A 13,302-nucleotide genomic window follows, 5' to 3' on the forward strand; every position below is an offset into this window, starting at 1 on the left:
ACCCGACGGCGAGGAGGACCGCGATGCCCGCCGGCCGTGGCTTGTCCGCGTCCCGCCCTGCGCGGTGCTCCCGCCTCCCCGCCGGGCCGGGCACGGCCCCGTGCGAGGCGCCCGATGGCTGTGACCGGTCCCGGCGCTCCCGGCGGTGACGACCCCGCCGGCGCCCACGAGCGGCCGTCGGCGGGACCGGCCCGGGGCACCCGCCCCCGCCCGGACCGCGGCGGGTCCGCGGGGCCCGGCGACGAGTTCCGGCACGGCCTGGAGGAGACCCTGCGGCGCTACACCGGCCGCAGGTGCGAGGAGGCCGGCGGCCTCGACGGCCTCTTCCGCGCCCGGCTGGCCCGCGAGGTCGCGCGGTTCACGCTGCACGGGGGCAAACGGAGGCGGGCCGCCTTCCTGTGGTGGGGCTGGCGCGCAGCCGGCGGGCGGCCGGGGGACGGCGACGAGGCCACCGCCCTCCGGCTCGCCGGAGCCCTGGAACTGCTCCAGACCTGCGCGCTGGTCCACGACGACCTGATGGACGACTCCGCGCTGCGCCGCGGCCGCCCGGCCCTCCACACCGAACTCGCCCGCCGCCACCGGCACGACGGGATGCTCGGCAGTCCCGAAGCCTACGGAGCGTCGATGGCGACCCTCGCCGGAGACCTCGCGCTGGCCTGGGCCGACGACATGTTCGCCGAGGCCCTGCCGGAGGGACCGGCCGGGCGGCGGGTGCGGGAGCCGTGGCACGCGATGCGCACGGAGATGGTGGCCGGCCAGTTCCTCGATCTGCACACCCAGGCGGAAGGAGGCTTCTCGGCGCCGGCGGCGCTGCGCGTGGCCCACCTCAAAAGCGCCCTCTACACCGCCGAGCGCCCCCTCCAACTGGGCGCGGCCCTGCGCGGGGCGGCACCCGAACTCGTCGGCGCGCTGCGCTTCGCGGGCCGGCGGGCGGGGCTGGCCTTCCAGCTCCGCGACGATCTCCTCGGCGTCTTCGGCGACCCGCGGCGAACGGGCAAACCCGCGGGCGACGACGTACGGGAGGGCAAGAACACCTATCCGGCGGCCCTCGCCCTGGCCCGTGCCGAGGCGCTCGGCGACACCGAGGCCCTCGCCGTCCTGCGCGGGAGTCTGGGCGACCGGACACTGACCCCCCAGCGGCTCGCCCGTTTCCGCGAGGTCCTGACCGGGCTGGGGGTGCGGGCGGCCGTGGAGAGGCGGATCGAGCGGCTGAGCGCGCTCGCCCTGGACAGGATCGACCGGACCTGCGACGACCCCGCCGTCCGGCGCGGGCTGGCCGACCTGGTGCGGGCGGCGGCGGGCACGCGGCCGCCGTGACCGGCGGTCAGCAGCGCACCGGCCCGGGGACGGTCATGCGGAAGGGGCGTACCGCCAGCGAGAAGCGGGCGGTGGTGCGTTCCAGGGGCGGAAGCCGCTCCGACCACGAGGTGACCGCCACCTTCTCCGGGCGAGGGGACCCCACCAGACGGCCCGGAACGAACAGCCGCCGCCCTGCCGGGCCGGAGAAGCCCGGCAGGGGCATCGGGAACGCCGGGAGCCGGATCCTTCCCGGGCGGAAGGCCAGGGAGGCGACCGGGCCCTCGTCGTCGGTGACGTGCACCGAGCGGTCCGTCCAGGCGAACGAGGCGAGTCGCTTGGGCAGGCCCCAGATCTCCCGGCCGCCCCGCACCGAAGCGGCGTCGTCGACCCAGATGCGGTCGATCAGCAGCCCGGCGCGGCGGCCGCGCCTCACCAGGGGGCCCATGGCCAGTTCGTCGTAGACGAGGGTGCCCTCCCGGTACCGGACGAGCCCGACCGCCAGGAAGGAGGCGCGGGCCAGCGGGCGGAGGTCCGGCGGGACGGGCAGCCGTCCGCGTACCGGCAGGAGCGCCACCCACAGCTGCCCCCGGAAGGTCCAGGGGGCGGGAGGGTACGGGGGGAGAGGCCCGCCCGGGGCGGGAGCGGAATCCGGCATGTCCCACGGCTCCTTCCCGGCACGGTCGGCGGTGCGGGGACCGTACCCCGTGGGCGGCGGGACATGCGGGAGGGGCGGTGCCGAAACGGCGGGTGGGTGCCCCGCGGCCCGGCCGCGGGGCACCCACCGGGATGCCGCCGAATGATTACTCCGCCGTGGTGGCGTTGCTGGTCATGCAGCCCTTGGTCTGGCTGCCCGCACTCGGGAGCAGACCGCCCAGGAGGCCGGGGTTGACGTGCTCGGAGCACATCTGGACGCCCGACTCGGGGGCGGCCGAGGCGGCGGTGGCGGCAGGGGCGGCGGCGAACAGGGCGCAGCACAGACCGGCAGCGACCGCGGACATGCGGACAAGACGACGCATGGGATCAATCTCCTTCGAGACGTTGGGGGACTTCCACCGTGACCCCGGCTCGGCCCGGCCGCGCGGCGGCCTGCTGCATTCGGCCTCCCATGTCACCCGCAGGGATTTGTCGATCTGTCACCACATCGCCCCGTCGTTCCGCGCGGTGCCGTCCGGGGCACTGTCCGGGTGCGGCCTTGGGCGCGGCGGGGAGGGCCTTCCGGGGACGGGCGGTGGTACCGGCCGGAACGGACGGCGGCCGCCTCGTGCGGGTCCCCGAAGGGCCCGCCGGGCGGCACGTCCTCCTCCCGGGCCCGGCTTCCTCGTCCAAGGCGAGCCGGAGTCGGGATGTCTCGGCTCGTTTGGGGGCCGGCCGGGGAAGGGAGGAGCCGGCGGCCGATCTGTGCGGGGGACGGACACCCGGCCGCCGGCGGCGTCAGCGCGCGGAACTCCGCTGACCGCTGTGACTCCCTTGCGGGTTGTGTCCTTCGCGTACCCGCCGTTCACGGCGGCACGCATATCGGCGGCACTCCGATACGGCCCCGGTGCCGCCCCGGCCGCCGGACGTCACTCGCCCGGCGAGTACGCCCTCCCGGCGAGCTCCCGCAGCCGCTCCACCGGCACCGCGGGCACCGTGCGGCCCAGCCGGCCGGTCGTGGTGACCGCCGCGCACAGGGCGTTGAGCACCGACTCCTCGGTCGCCCGCAGGACCGCGCCGAACAGCGGGTCGAGGCAACGGTCGGGAACCGCCGCCGGCGCGCCGCCGAGCAGGGGGGAGGTGCTGAACGCGAGCCCGTAGTCCCCGCTGCCGTGACCGTAGGAGGCGCCGACCCGGCCCAGGGCGAACACCGCGCGCCGGGCCAGCCGGCCCAGCTGCCGGGCGTCCAGCGCGGCGTCGGTCGCGACGACCACCATGCACGAGCCGTCCTCGCCGGGTCCCGGATCCGCGGGCGGGCGGGAAGGCTCCGGGAGGACGGAGGTGCCGCAGATCCGCAGCGTGCCGCCGAAGTTGGCCTGCGTCAGCACGCCCACCCGGACAGGAGCCGCCCGCTCCGGCACGACCCGCCGGGAGGCGGTGCCGATCCCCGCCTTGAACCCCAGCGCGCAGGTGCCCGTGCCCGCGCCGACGCACCCTTCGGCCACCGGCCCGCCCCCGGCCCCCTCGATCGCGGCCAGCACGTGCTCCTCGCGCACCGGCCGGGCCCTGATGTCGGAGAGGTACCCGTCGTTGCACTCGCCGACCACCGGGTTGAAGGAGAGGACCCCGGCGTGCTCGGGGCGGGCGAGCATCCAGCTCACCACGGCGTCCGCGGCGCGGAAGGCGCAGAGGGTGGAGGTGAGGACGACCGGCGACTCCAGCTGCCCCAGCTCGGCGATCTGGGTGGCACCGACCAGCTTGCCGTAGCCGTTGGCGGTGAACAGCGCGGCGGGAAGCGGGGTGCCGCCGGGGTGGGGCCCGATGCCCGCCGGGACGACCGCGGTCACCCCGGTGTGCACATCGGGCGGCCTGCGGACGGTGGTGTGTCCGACGGCGACGCCGGGCACGTCGGTGATCGCGTTGTACGGGCCCGGCTCGTCGCCGTCCGCCACGATCCCCAGCTCCCGCGCCCGTTGAGAACAGTGTGCCATGCGCCACCCCTCCGGTCGGCTCCTGTCGTCTCCCGCCGCAGGTCGCCTCGCCCGCGGCGATCAGGGTCCCATCCGCAGGAGTACCCGCGCGCCGGCGGGCCGGGCGGCGCCGGGGCACACTCGGCGTGTCGGCGTACGGCGCGGGTGCGCACGGGTGACGCGGTGCCCGAATGCCCGGCGCGGCCGGGGGACGAGCCGGGGGATGGGGCAGGGTGGGGAGACCGGATCGGTTCCGCGCGGCACGGACCGTCCTGGCGGAACCCGACCACGAGAGGTGCGGAAGGCGACGGTGCGCGACCATGGTTCCCCCGGCGGAGCACGTGCGGCCGGGGCCCGGAGAAGGGGGTACGTCCCCGCGAGGCTCGGCTCCCGGGCGCTGGCGGCCCTGCTCGTCGTCGTGACGCTGCTGGTGGTGGTCTCCGACTACCTGACCGACCGGGGTCTCGGTCTGGTTCCCCTGCTGATCTTCCTGCCCGCCTTCGTCGCGGGCCTCGGTACGGCGCGGCAGACCGCCGCCGCCGCCGCGTGGGTCGTCCTCGTCCTGGTGGGGCTGCTGGTCTACGACCCGCTCCAGACCGTCTCCGCCAACCTCTCGACGGTCTTCTTCACCGCGGCGCTGGGCGGCCTGAGCATCGCCGGGGCCTGGCAGCGCGACCGCAGGGACGCGGAGATCACCCGGCTGCGTTCGGCCGCCGCCGCGCTGCAGCGCCAGATCCTGCGCCCTCTTCCGCTGCTCACCGACCGCCTCCTGGCCGACGGTGCGTACGAGCCGGTGGAGGAGGACAGCAGGGTCGGCGGGGACATCTACGAGGTCACGTCCTCGCCGTACGGCACCCGGGTGCTCATCGCCGACGTCCAGGGCAAGGGGCTGCCCGCCATCGGGACGGCCTTCGCGGTGCTGGGTGCCTTCCGGGAGGCGGCCGGCCGGGAGCCGGAACTCACCGCGGTCGTGGAGGTCCTGGAGGACGCGGTCGTCCGGCACAACGCCTTCGCGGCGCAGACCGGGGAGCCCGAACGATTCGTCACCGCGCTCGTCCTGAACGCCGACGGCGACGGGGACGTCCAGGTGGTGGACTGCGGGCACATCCCGCCGTACCTGCTGCGCCGGGAGCCGGCCGGGCCGGCGGCCCGGCCGGTCCCGCTGCGGAATTCCGGGGTGCCGCTCGGGCTGGGATCCCTCGCGCCGGACTCCCGCGCCGTCGAGCGGTTCGCTCTTCCGCCCGACGCCATGCTGCTGCTCTGCACGGACGGCGTCACCGAGGCGCGCGACTCCTCCGGGGCCTTCTTCCCCCTGGGGGAGCGCCTGGCAGGGTGGGCGGACGCCTCTCCCCGCGAGGTGGCCGCGGGCCTGCTGGACCAGTTGGCGGTCCATACCGGGGGCGCCGCGGCCGATGACATCGCCCTCCTGGTCCTGCGCCGGAGCCGGCCGCCGGCGCAGGACCGCGGGCCCGCCTCCGGCAGCGGCGGGCCCGGGCCCCCGGCCGCCGGTTCCCGTTAGGCGGTGTGCAGACCGGCCCGGGCCGCCGCCGGGCCGACGGCGTCGGGGCGGGGGCCGAACCACTCGCACAGCAGCACGGTCGCGTCGTCCTGGAGCCGTCCGCCGTGGTGGCCGAGCACCGCGTGGACCAGGCGGCGCAGGGTCTCGGGTACGGGGAGGCCGTCGGCGTGGTGGCGGATGAGGAAGTCGACGAAGCGGGACAGGCCGAACTCGCGGTCGCCCGGGCCGCGGGCCTCGGTGATGCCGTCGGTGTAGAACACCACGCGGTCGCCCGGCTCGAGCTGCTCGCGGCACAGAGTGCTCGCCAGGCCCAGTCCGGTGCCCATCGGGTGGGTGGGAGGGCAGCGCAGCAGTGCGGACCAGCGTCCGCCGCGGATGACGACCGGCGGGTGGTGTCCGCGGTTGACCCAGGAGAACACACCGGTGCGGGTGTCCAGGGCGGCCAGGATCCCGGTGACGTAACGGGTGTTGCCGAACTGCCGCACCAGGGTGTCCTCGATCGCCTCGCCGGTCTCGGCGAGCGAGGCCCCCCGGCGGCGCAGGTTGCGTCCGGCGGCCACGGCGAGGCCGGCGGTGAGCCCGGCCGCGGTGTCGTGGCCCATGGCGTCGAAGACCGACAGATGGACGACGGGCCCCGCGGTGGCGTAGTCGTAGGCGTCGCCGCTGACGAGGTAGGCGGGCTCCAGGGCTGCGCTGATCACCACCCGGCCGTCGGCATAGGTGCGCGGGGGCATCAGGTGCCACTGCATCTCGGCCGCGATACTCATCTCCCCGGTGCGCGTCAGCCGGGCGCCGGTGTCGCTGGTCCTGCCCTTGCTCTCCAGCATGAGCGCCGTCAGGGAGGACAGCAGCCCCAGGTGCTCATGGGTGCGGTCGTCGTCGAGGGCGGTGCCGACGTTCAGCACCCCCATGCGTTCGGTGCCGTCCAGCAGGGGCACCCACCAGCGGTAGCCGTGCGGTCCGGCGCCCGCGGCGGGCAGGGTCCGACCGTACTGGAAGGCCCGGCCGGGCACGGTTCCCTCGACCGGCAGCTCCCTCTCCTCGGTGTCCGGGAACGGTTCGGGGCCCGGCAGCAGCCGCAGCGTGTACTGCTGCAGGTCGGCCAGGTAGATCCGCACGTCCCTCAGCCCGGCGGTCGCCGCGTGCTCGGCCACGGTGGCCGGCAGCATCTCCAGGGGCGTCAGGTGACTGGCCCTCAGCAGGCCGGCGAGCATGCGGCGGACGGCGAGTTCCCGTTCCGGCACAGCGGCTCCTTACGGTCGTCCGTCCGGCCGGAGCCGCTCCGGCGGCGGTGGTGGCGGGCGGTGGGCTGCGGCGCGCCGGAGGCGGCCGGCGGGAGGGGGGAGATCCGCCGGCCGCCGGCGCCGCGGCGTCCGGACGCCTGTTCGCGACTCCACCTGCTCGGCGCCCGGACGCAACCGTCGTCTACCCGGGGAAACGCGCGGCACGCCTCCGGCCGCCGCGGCGCCGGCGTGTCGGGGGAGCGCCTGTCACCCGGACGGAATCCGGATGTGCGGTGGGCCGCACGACTGCCAGGATGTGCCGCCATGGACAGAGACGATCCCGTCATCCGCCGCGCGAAGGCCCAGGACGCCGCTGCGGCGGCCGAGGTGTGGCTGCGTTCCTTCGCCGCGGCGCTTCCCGGCGTTCGCCGGGCGCACGGTGACGAGCAGGTGCGGGCCTGGTTCCGGGAGGTGGTCCTGCCGCTCCGTGAGACGTGGGTGGCCGTTTGCGGGGAGGCGGTGGTGGGGGTGATGGTGCTGGGCGGGGGAGAGCTGGAGCAGCTCTACCTCGACCCCGCCCGGCGGGACCGGGGGCTGGGCGACCGGTTCGTGGACCTCGCCAGGCGGCGGCGGCCGGACGGGCTGGAGCTGTGGACGTTCCAGGCCAACGGCCCGGCCCGGCGGTTCTACGAGCGGCACGGCTTCGTCGCGGTGGAGTACACCGACGGCAGCCGCAACGAGGAGCGCGAGCCCGACGTCCGGTACGTGTGGCGGCCTTCCCCCGTGGCCGGGGTGCGGGAGTTGACGGCCGACGACTGGGCCGACTGGCGCGAACTGCGGCTCGCCGCGCTCGCGCAGGCCCCGTACGCCTTCTCCTCCCGCCTGGCGGACTGGCAGGGCGACGGCGACCGGGAGGAGAGGTGGCGGGCCCGGCTGAGCGTCCCCGGCGCGCACTTCGCCGCCGTGCTGGAGGGCCGGCCGGCCGGGCAGGTCAGCGGCATCGTGGAGCCGGGCGGGAGCGTGGCCGAGTTGGTATCGATGTGGGTCGCCCCAAAGGTGCGGGGCAGGGGAGTGGGGGACGCGCTGGTGCGGGCGGTGGAGGAGTGGGCCCGCAAAGCGGGGGCCGGGGAGCTGCGGCTGTCGGTGATGCCGGGCAACGCGCACGCCGCGGCCCTCTACCGCCGCCACGGTTTCGAGGACGCGGGCCCGGTCGGCGACGAGCTGCCCGACGGCCGCCGGGAGCACGTCATGGCCAGAACGCTCGCCTGAGGCCGGGCCGGGGGCGCGGGGCCCTCAGCTTCCGTCCCGCGCGGCGGACCGCCAGTGCGCGGGACGGGCCAGCCGCCGGGGCAGTCCGGTCCGGGCGTCCCCCCGGGCCGCGTTGACCTGCGGCTGGGTGAGGAAGACGCTGCCGGTCAGATCGGCTCCCCGCAGGTCGGTGTCCCGCAGATCGGCGCCGATCAGGTCCGCCCCGCGCAGGTCGGCGCCGCGCAGGTCGGCGGCGATGAGGTACGCCCCGCGCAGGTCGGCCCCGCGCAGATCGGCGCCCTTGAGCCGGGCTCCCATCAGATCGGCCCGGCGGTGGCTCCGGCGGCGGCCGGGGACGGTGGCCCGCACCAGCTCGCCTGCGCGCAGCAGCAGTTCGTCGACCCCGCGGCGGACCTCCGCCACGTCCAGGTCCGCGAGCTCGTCGGCGCCGGCGCGGGTGAGGCGGCCGACCTCGTCCGTCGTCCGGCGCAGCTCGCGGCGCAGCGGGCGGGCCGGCGGCAGTTCCAGCGCCTCGGACAGGTACCACAGGAACTCGTGGAGCTGCCGCATGACGGGGAAGACCTCGAACATCCGCCGGGCGGTGCGGGCATCCTCGCGCCAGTGCCGGCCGCCGAAGGTGACCTGGGAGACCTTCTGGCCCGCGCCGAAGCACTCGAAGACGGTGCAGCCGGAGAAGCCCTCCCTCCGCAGCCGGGAGTGGATGCCGCAGCGGAAGTCCGCCCGCAGGTTTCCGCACGGCCGCCCGGCGTCCTTGCCGACGGCGAAGTCCGCCGAGGGGGCGAAGGGCAGCGCGACGCAGCACAGCGCGAAACAGGAGGCGCAGTCGGCCCGCAGCTCCGGGTCGGAGGCGGGCACCCGGGCGGGAGCCGGGGCGCGGCGCGGCGCGGGCCGCCGCTCCGCGCGCTCCCGGCCGGCAGCGGGCGGCCGCTGTCGCTTGCCGGGGGAGGTTCTGGGGGACACCGGGCGCCTTCTCCTGCCGTAGGGGCGGGCACCGACTGCCGGGCCCTGGGACGGCCACCATTGTCCCCCGGCGGCAGGGGCGCCGCGGCAGGAACGGAAGGCCGCCGGTCCGTCACATCCGCCGCGCCCCTCACATCGCCCTGATCCGCATGTACCGCACCAGGGAGGGCGCTCCCGCGACCGCCGTCGCCGCGGCGGCGGCCAGCAGGACGCCCACGGCGGCGCGCACCACGGCGGCGGGCACGAAGACACCGTTCCTCATCGGGTCACCTCCTTCCCCGCGAGCAGTTCCCCCACCAGGGACTCCACCAGGCCGACGGCCTCGTCGACCGCCCGCCGCACGGGCTCGCTGAGCCCGACGGCGACATCCGGTTCGTCGCCGCGCATGCGCACCAGTGGTTCACAGCCGACGACCAGGACACGCGGCAGCGGGGCGCCGCCGTCGGCCGCGAGCCGCCGGGCCAGGGCCAGTGTCCTGACCGGGTCCATGGCATGGACCTCGGGCGCGGCGTGGGCGTCGTCGGGGGCGGCGGCGTCCGGCTCGATGACCGACACCGTGCCGGGCGGCTGCCCGTGGGGCGCGGCGTCGACCAGTACGGCCGTGCCGTACCCCTCCAGCAGCCGGTAGGCCAGGTCCATCCCGCGGATGCCGAAGTCCGCGACGTGGACGCCGTCGGGCAGGGGCCGGCCGCGCAGCGCTTCGGCCACCGCGGGGCCGAACCCGTCGTCGGCGAGGAAGACGTTGCCGATCCCGGCCACCAGGATCCGGGAGGGGGGCGCGGCCGGCTCCCCGGGCTCCCCGGCCGGCTCCAGCTCCTCGGGGGAGAAGAAGAAGCGGTGCCCCATCTGCCCGGCGGTGCCGAGGTCGATCCCCGCCGGGTCGTCGTCGAGGACCACCGCCACGTGGGTGCGGCCCTCCATGTCCTCCTCGACCGCGTCGATCTCGGCGGTGCGCCCGGTGAGGGCGAGGTCGAGGACGTCGGCGCCGGGGGACGGGCGCAGCCGTACCCGGCCGCCCCGTCCCAGCCGTACTCCGCCGACCAGTACCGTCTTCTCCCTCACGCCTTCTCCCCCACGGGCCGGAACTCGCGGATGGTGCCGTGCAGGGCGAGCAGTTCGTCGGGGTCCAGTCCCGCGCAGCGGTCCAGGATCTCCCGGGCCCTGGGGTCGCAGGCCCGCGCCTCCCGCTTCTCCTCCTCGGTCAGGCTCATCACGCCGAGGATCAGCAGCCGGTCGATCTCCGTGCCGTCGAACAGGTCGCCGGGGCTCTCGGGGGCCACCTCGGGGAAGTCGTACAGGGTGACGGGTGAGGACAGGACGGTGCGGGCGAACGACCCGTCACCCGCGCCGTACACGCCGCCGCCGGCGTCACCGGCGCCGGTGTCGTCGTCCACGAGGACCGGCCAGGTGCCCTGGTTCTCGCACGCCGAGACCGCCTCCCGCAGCCGCCCGGGCGGGTCCAGGAGCGAGACGAAGCGCCCGGTGCGGCTGTGCAGCACGGTGTGGGTGGAGACGAAGGCGTAGGCGCAGGCCGCCTCCCGCGCGCCCCGGTCCTCGGGGTCGGGCGCCGGGCACGGTGTGGTGTTCTCCACGCGCACGGTCAGCCGGAACACGCCGTCCGCGACGGGCTCGGCGCCGATCTCGACCGTGCCGCTCAGCGCGTTCCACCGGCGGACGAGGGCGCCGGCGGTACGGCCCGAGGAGTCCAGGAGCGGTTCGCGGTCGGTGCCGGCGGGAACGGCGACGGGGGCGCGCACCGTTTGGCCGAGGACCGCGTCCAGCCGCACGGGCACGGACACCTCGCGTTCGGTCGCCTCCTGCCAGGCGAGGTGGCGCTCACCGTCCACCGTCAGCTCGTCCACGGCCTCGGGCCCGTCCGGGCCCTGCCTGACCACACCGCGGTCGACGACGTGCAGGAACCGTACGCGCACCGCCACCTCGGTGCGGTCGGCCGCCCGCCCGCCGGTTTCGAGCAGCACCTGGGTGCGCATCCGGTGCGCCTCGCCCAGGGCGTCGGCGCACGAGCGGGGGAAGACCCCGCCGAAGGTCCAGCGTTTGGTGTTCTTCAGCGCGGATCTGCGGTACGGCCAGAGCAGGTAGCCCTCGTACAGGCAGGTGCGCACGATCTTCTCGGCCTTCCCCGCGGGCTCGGCCGTGCGCTCCGCCGGTGTCACGTCGTCCATGGTGCTCCGGTGGTCTCGGGTGTTCTGGGGATGTCGGGGGTGGCGGACGCGGCGGGGGAGCGGGTGCGAAGGCCCTCCGCCCGGTCCAGCAGGGCGCCGACGGCGTCGTCCAGGGTGCCCAGCGTCCACCGGGCGCGGTAGGCGTCGAGCCGGTCGTGGGTCTCGCGGGACAGCCGCAGCCAGGGGCTGCCGCCGCTGTAGCGGTCGACCAGCGTGTGCCACAGGGCGGCGGGCAGCCGGTAGCCGGCGTCCTCGGCCCAGGAGATCTGGGCCGTTCTCAGCCGGCCCTGGCCGCCGTCGAAGAAGACCGTGCCGCTGAAGAGGAAGTCCAGCGGCACCTCTCCGTCGGGGACGGCCCGCAGGTACTTGGTGACGGCCAGTTCGGCGTCGCAGGGGCACGGCACCGTCAGGCCGACCGTGGTGGTCTCGTCGAACGGGGGGACCACCGCCGTGGTCCGGGTCCAGGCCAGCGGGCGCAGGGTGGTGGCCCACCGCTCGGGTTCGCCGAACAGTTCGGCCAGGGCCGCCCGCGCCCGCTGGTCGTAGTGGCGGCGGGTGACGTCGATCCTGATCGCGGTCGTCAGGCTGACCGAGCGGACCGGGCCGCCGCCGGTGCGGGTGATCTCCACGTCGAACCGGAGGGTGGGCACGGCGGCGTGGCGCTCGGGCTCCGCCCCCGCGACTTCGAAGGAGAGGGCCGGGATGAGGTGCCGGGACGGAGCGCCGGCCGGCTTCGCGTGCGGCGCCGTCATGACGGGGAGAGGTTCGGCATCCCGGGCATCACCGGGTCGCGGCGCCCGGCGTCGACTCCCGTCGACCGGCGGGCCGTGGAGCGGCCGCCGGGCAGGAGCCCGGGGGTCTTGCGGTAGGAGCCCTTCTGGTTGCCCTGCCTGGTGCCCTTGACGTGGGCCGCCCTGTCGGGCCTCACATCGGCCTTGCCTACGGCGATACGGGCCATGACGCCTCCTTCAGGTGGTGGACGGGAGTTCGGTGGGGATCGGGCCGGCGTGCGGGGCGCCGGGTGGCGGGCCGGGAGACAGACAGCGGAAGAAGTCCCCGACGTGCCGCCACACCTCGGGCCCGCCGCCCAGCCCCTTCCAGTGGGTGCGTACGACGGCCGCCAGGCGGTAGCAGTCGTCCAGGGGGACGATCCACCGCTCCCGCGCGCCGTTCGCCAGGTTGACCAGCAGCGCCTCGACGTCGTCGGCCATCGCCGCGACGGCCGGATCGCAGGCCTGGACCGCGTGCCAGCGTTCCGCCTCGACGGTGGAGCGCAGCAGACCCAGCGGGCTGGGGTAGCCGGCCGTGACCTGGCCGCTTTCGCCGTCGCGGGTGAAGAACGCCAGGCCGACCGGGACGCCGAGCGAGGCCCACAGCGTGTCGTCGAACCCGTCCTCGTCCAGCCGGGTCCTGCGCAGCGGCAGCAGCCGGTAGTGGGCGCCTCCCGCCTCCTTGCGGTCGAACAGCAGGGAGCAGGCGCGGCAGGCGCAGCAGACCGCGGTGGCGCGGACGTCCAGCAGATGGCGGTGCGCCTCGGGCAGCGGCTCGGAGCACAGGTCGCACCGCTGATGCCCGGACGGGGCACTCTCCGCTCCCGGTCCGCCAGGGCGGGCCGGACGGTGGGCCAGCCGCCGCAGCCGGGGCGTGGAGATGGGGGCGGACACGGCGGATCACCCCTCCCGCTCGGCGGCGAGGGCGGGACGGCGGAAGAGGTCGTCCACCGGGATGAGGGCGGTGGGCGCCCGGTCCGGGGCGGTCTCCACCTCCACCCGCTCGATCTCGGGCGCGGCGGCGGCCACCGCCTCGCGCACCGCCTCCTCCAGAGCCTGCGGGGAGGCGGAGCAGCCGCGCCCGGTGGCGCCGAGCCTGATACGGACCTCCTCCCGGGAGATCCCGGCCAGCTCCGCCTCGCCCTCCCCGAGCCGCCGCCGCGACCGCAGACCGGCCAGTGCGCGGCGCACCCGGGTCTCGGGCGGGTCGGGGTGGAGACCGTGCACCAGCAGCAGATGGCCGATCAGTTCGTCGCCGGCCAGCCCGCGCACCGCGTCACCGCCGCCCTCCTCCCGGCCCAGGCGGTCCACGATCCGGGCCAGGCAGTCCCCGTAGAGGCCGACCAGGGTGTGGACGGCGTCGGTGGCGCGGGCGGCCGCGGCGCTGTCCGGCAGCGACTCCAGCGCGGACAGCAGTTCCTCGGCGCGGGCCGCCTGCCCGCGCGCGTACTCGTCGTCCCAGGGCATCTCCGGCCG

The 13,302-nt window shown here is 76.1% G+C and carries 15 protein-coding genes and 1 pseudogene; 4 read left to right on the forward strand and 12 right to left on the reverse strand.

Annotation, left to right across the window (positions count from 1 at the left end; all coding sequences use genetic code 11):
* Window positions 1-114 precede the first annotated feature (114 nt).
* Window positions 115-1,317 (forward strand): polyprenyl synthetase family protein, encoded by a 1,203-nt coding sequence (locus ACW69E_RS20965; protein WP_457499816.1) that lies wholly within the window; start codon window positions 115-117, stop codon window positions 1,315-1,317.
* A gap of 7 nt (window positions 1,318-1,324) precedes the next feature.
* Here the strand turns inward: ACW69E_RS20965 and ACW69E_RS20970 are convergent, their stop codons facing one another.
* The 3 genes from ACW69E_RS20970 to ACW69E_RS20980 form a co-directional block, all read right to left on the reverse strand.
* Window positions 1,325-1,954 carry an acetoacetate decarboxylase family protein gene (locus ACW69E_RS20970; RefSeq protein ID WP_457499817.1) on the reverse strand — a complete coding sequence of 210 codons (630 nt, stop codon included), beginning with the start codon at window positions 1,952-1,954 and terminating at the stop codon, window positions 1,325-1,327.
* Between the two features lie 145 nt (window positions 1,955-2,099).
* The gene (locus ACW69E_RS20975; protein ID WP_457499818.1) at window positions 2,100-2,315 is read right to left on the reverse strand and encodes a hypothetical protein; all 216 of its coding nucleotides are present in this window, start codon (window positions 2,313-2,315) and stop codon (window positions 2,100-2,102) included.
* A 546-nt stretch (window positions 2,316-2,861) separates the two neighbouring features.
* Entirely contained in the window at window positions 2,862-3,923 is a 1,062-nt protein-coding gene (locus ACW69E_RS20980) for a P1 family peptidase (protein ID WP_457499819.1), read from the reverse strand.
* Window positions 3,924-4,212: 289 nt separating this feature from the next.
* On the opposite strand from ACW69E_RS20980, the gene ACW69E_RS20985 reads away from it, so the two are divergent.
* The gene (locus ACW69E_RS20985) at window positions 4,213-5,421 is read left to right on the forward strand and encodes a PP2C family protein-serine/threonine phosphatase (RefSeq protein ID WP_457499820.1); all 1,209 of its coding nucleotides are present in this window, start codon (window positions 4,213-4,215) and stop codon (window positions 5,419-5,421) included.
* Here the strand turns inward: ACW69E_RS20985 and ACW69E_RS20990 are convergent.
* The gene (locus tag ACW69E_RS20990; RefSeq protein WP_457499889.1) at window positions 5,418-6,635 is read right to left on the reverse strand and encodes a PP2C family protein-serine/threonine phosphatase; all 1,218 of its coding nucleotides are present in this window, start codon (window positions 6,633-6,635) and stop codon (window positions 5,418-5,420) included. The two genes, ACW69E_RS20985 and ACW69E_RS20990, sit on opposite strands and share 4 nt — an antisense overlap.
* 333 nt (window positions 6,636-6,968) lie before the next feature.
* Here ACW69E_RS20990 and ACW69E_RS20995 point away from each other — a divergent pair.
* Window positions 6,969-7,421, forward strand: a pseudogene (locus ACW69E_RS20995) (GNAT family N-acetyltransferase); the annotation flags it as partial.
* 6 nt (window positions 7,422-7,427) lie between these two features.
* The gene (locus ACW69E_RS21000) at window positions 7,428-7,913 is read left to right on the forward strand and encodes an N-acetyltransferase family protein (protein ID WP_457499890.1); all 486 of its coding nucleotides are present in this window, start codon (window positions 7,428-7,430) and stop codon (window positions 7,911-7,913) included.
* A gap of 24 nt (window positions 7,914-7,937) precedes the next feature.
* On the opposite strand, the gene ACW69E_RS21005 is transcribed toward ACW69E_RS21000, so the two are convergent.
* The 8 genes from ACW69E_RS21005 to ACW69E_RS21040 form a co-directional block, all read right to left on the reverse strand.
* The gene (locus ACW69E_RS21005) at window positions 7,938-8,873 is read right to left on the reverse strand and encodes a pentapeptide repeat-containing protein (protein ID WP_457499821.1); all 936 of its coding nucleotides are present in this window, start codon (window positions 8,871-8,873) and stop codon (window positions 7,938-7,940) included.
* Window positions 8,874-9,003: 130 nt separating this feature from the next.
* Window positions 9,004-9,135 (reverse strand): hypothetical protein, encoded by a 132-nt coding sequence (locus ACW69E_RS21010; RefSeq protein ID WP_256463324.1) that lies wholly within the window; start codon window positions 9,133-9,135, stop codon window positions 9,004-9,006.
* Window positions 9,132-9,935: a hydrogenase maturation protease gene (locus tag ACW69E_RS21015; protein ID WP_457499822.1), complete on the reverse strand. Its 804-nt coding sequence runs from the start codon at window positions 9,933-9,935 to the stop codon at window positions 9,132-9,134. Before ACW69E_RS21015 ends, ACW69E_RS21010 begins: the two co-directional genes overlap by 4 nt.
* Window positions 9,932-11,056: a hypothetical protein gene (locus tag ACW69E_RS21020; protein WP_457499823.1), complete on the reverse strand. Its 1,125-nt coding sequence runs from the start codon at window positions 11,054-11,056 to the stop codon at window positions 9,932-9,934. The genes ACW69E_RS21015 and ACW69E_RS21020 overlap by 4 nt, the downstream gene beginning before the upstream one ends.
* Window positions 11,044-11,808, reverse strand: coding sequence for a DUF6084 family protein (locus ACW69E_RS21025; RefSeq protein WP_457499824.1), 765 nt, complete (start codon window positions 11,806-11,808; stop codon window positions 11,044-11,046). The genes ACW69E_RS21020 and ACW69E_RS21025 overlap by 13 nt, the downstream gene beginning before the upstream one ends.
* Window positions 11,805-12,014 carry a hypothetical protein gene (locus tag ACW69E_RS21030; RefSeq protein WP_457499825.1) on the reverse strand — a complete coding sequence of 70 codons (210 nt, stop codon included), beginning with the start codon at window positions 12,012-12,014 and terminating at the stop codon, window positions 11,805-11,807. The genes ACW69E_RS21025 and ACW69E_RS21030 overlap by 4 nt, the downstream gene beginning before the upstream one ends.
* Before the next feature lie 10 nt (window positions 12,015-12,024).
* On the reverse strand, window positions 12,025-12,720 hold the full coding sequence (locus ACW69E_RS21035; RefSeq protein WP_457499826.1) for a DUF5947 family protein: 696 nt from the start codon (window positions 12,718-12,720) through the stop codon (window positions 12,025-12,027).
* A 6-nt stretch (window positions 12,721-12,726) separates the two neighbouring features.
* The gene (locus ACW69E_RS21040) at window positions 12,727-13,293 is read right to left on the reverse strand and encodes a NifU family protein (RefSeq protein ID WP_457499827.1); all 567 of its coding nucleotides are present in this window, start codon (window positions 13,291-13,293) and stop codon (window positions 12,727-12,729) included.
* Between the last annotated feature and the right edge of the window lie 9 nt (window positions 13,294-13,302).

The organism is Streptomyces sp. SS8 (assembly GCF_054072955.1).

Bases quoted from the DNA above. Each gene is read 5' to 3' on its own strand.
- ACW69E_RS20965 (WP_457499816.1), top strand. From the start codon at position 115: ATGGCTGTGACCGGTCCCGGCGCTCCCGGCGGTGACGACCCCGCCGGC.
- ACW69E_RS20970 (WP_457499817.1), bottom strand. From the start codon at position 1,954: ATGCCGGATTCCGCTCCCGCCCCGGGCGGGCCTCTCCCCCCGTACCCT.
- ACW69E_RS20975 (WP_457499818.1), bottom strand. From the start codon at position 2,315: ATGCGTCGTCTTGTCCGCATGTCCGCGGTCGCTGCCGGTCTGTGCTGC.
- ACW69E_RS20980 (WP_457499819.1), bottom strand. From the start codon at position 3,923: ATGGCACACTGTTCTCAACGGGCGCGGGAGCTGGGGATCGTGGCGGAC.
- ACW69E_RS20990 (WP_457499889.1), bottom strand. From the start codon at position 6,635: ATGCTCGCCGGCCTGCTGAGGGCCAGTCACCTGACGCCCCTGGAGATG.
- ACW69E_RS21010 (WP_256463324.1), bottom strand. From the start codon at position 9,135: ATGAGGAACGGTGTCTTCGTGCCCGCCGCCGTGGTGCGCGCCGCCGTG.
- ACW69E_RS21020 (WP_457499823.1), bottom strand. From the start codon at position 11,056: ATGGACGACGTGACACCGGCGGAGCGCACGGCCGAGCCCGCGGGGAAG.
- ACW69E_RS21025 (WP_457499824.1), bottom strand. From the start codon at position 11,808: ATGACGGCGCCGCACGCGAAGCCGGCCGGCGCTCCGTCCCGGCACCTC.
- ACW69E_RS21030 (WP_457499825.1), bottom strand. From the start codon at position 12,014: ATGGCCCGTATCGCCGTAGGCAAGGCCGATGTGAGGCCCGACAGGGCG.
- ACW69E_RS21040 (WP_457499827.1), bottom strand. From the start codon at position 13,293: ATGCCCTGGGACGACGAGTACGCGCGCGGGCAGGCGGCCCGCGCCGAG.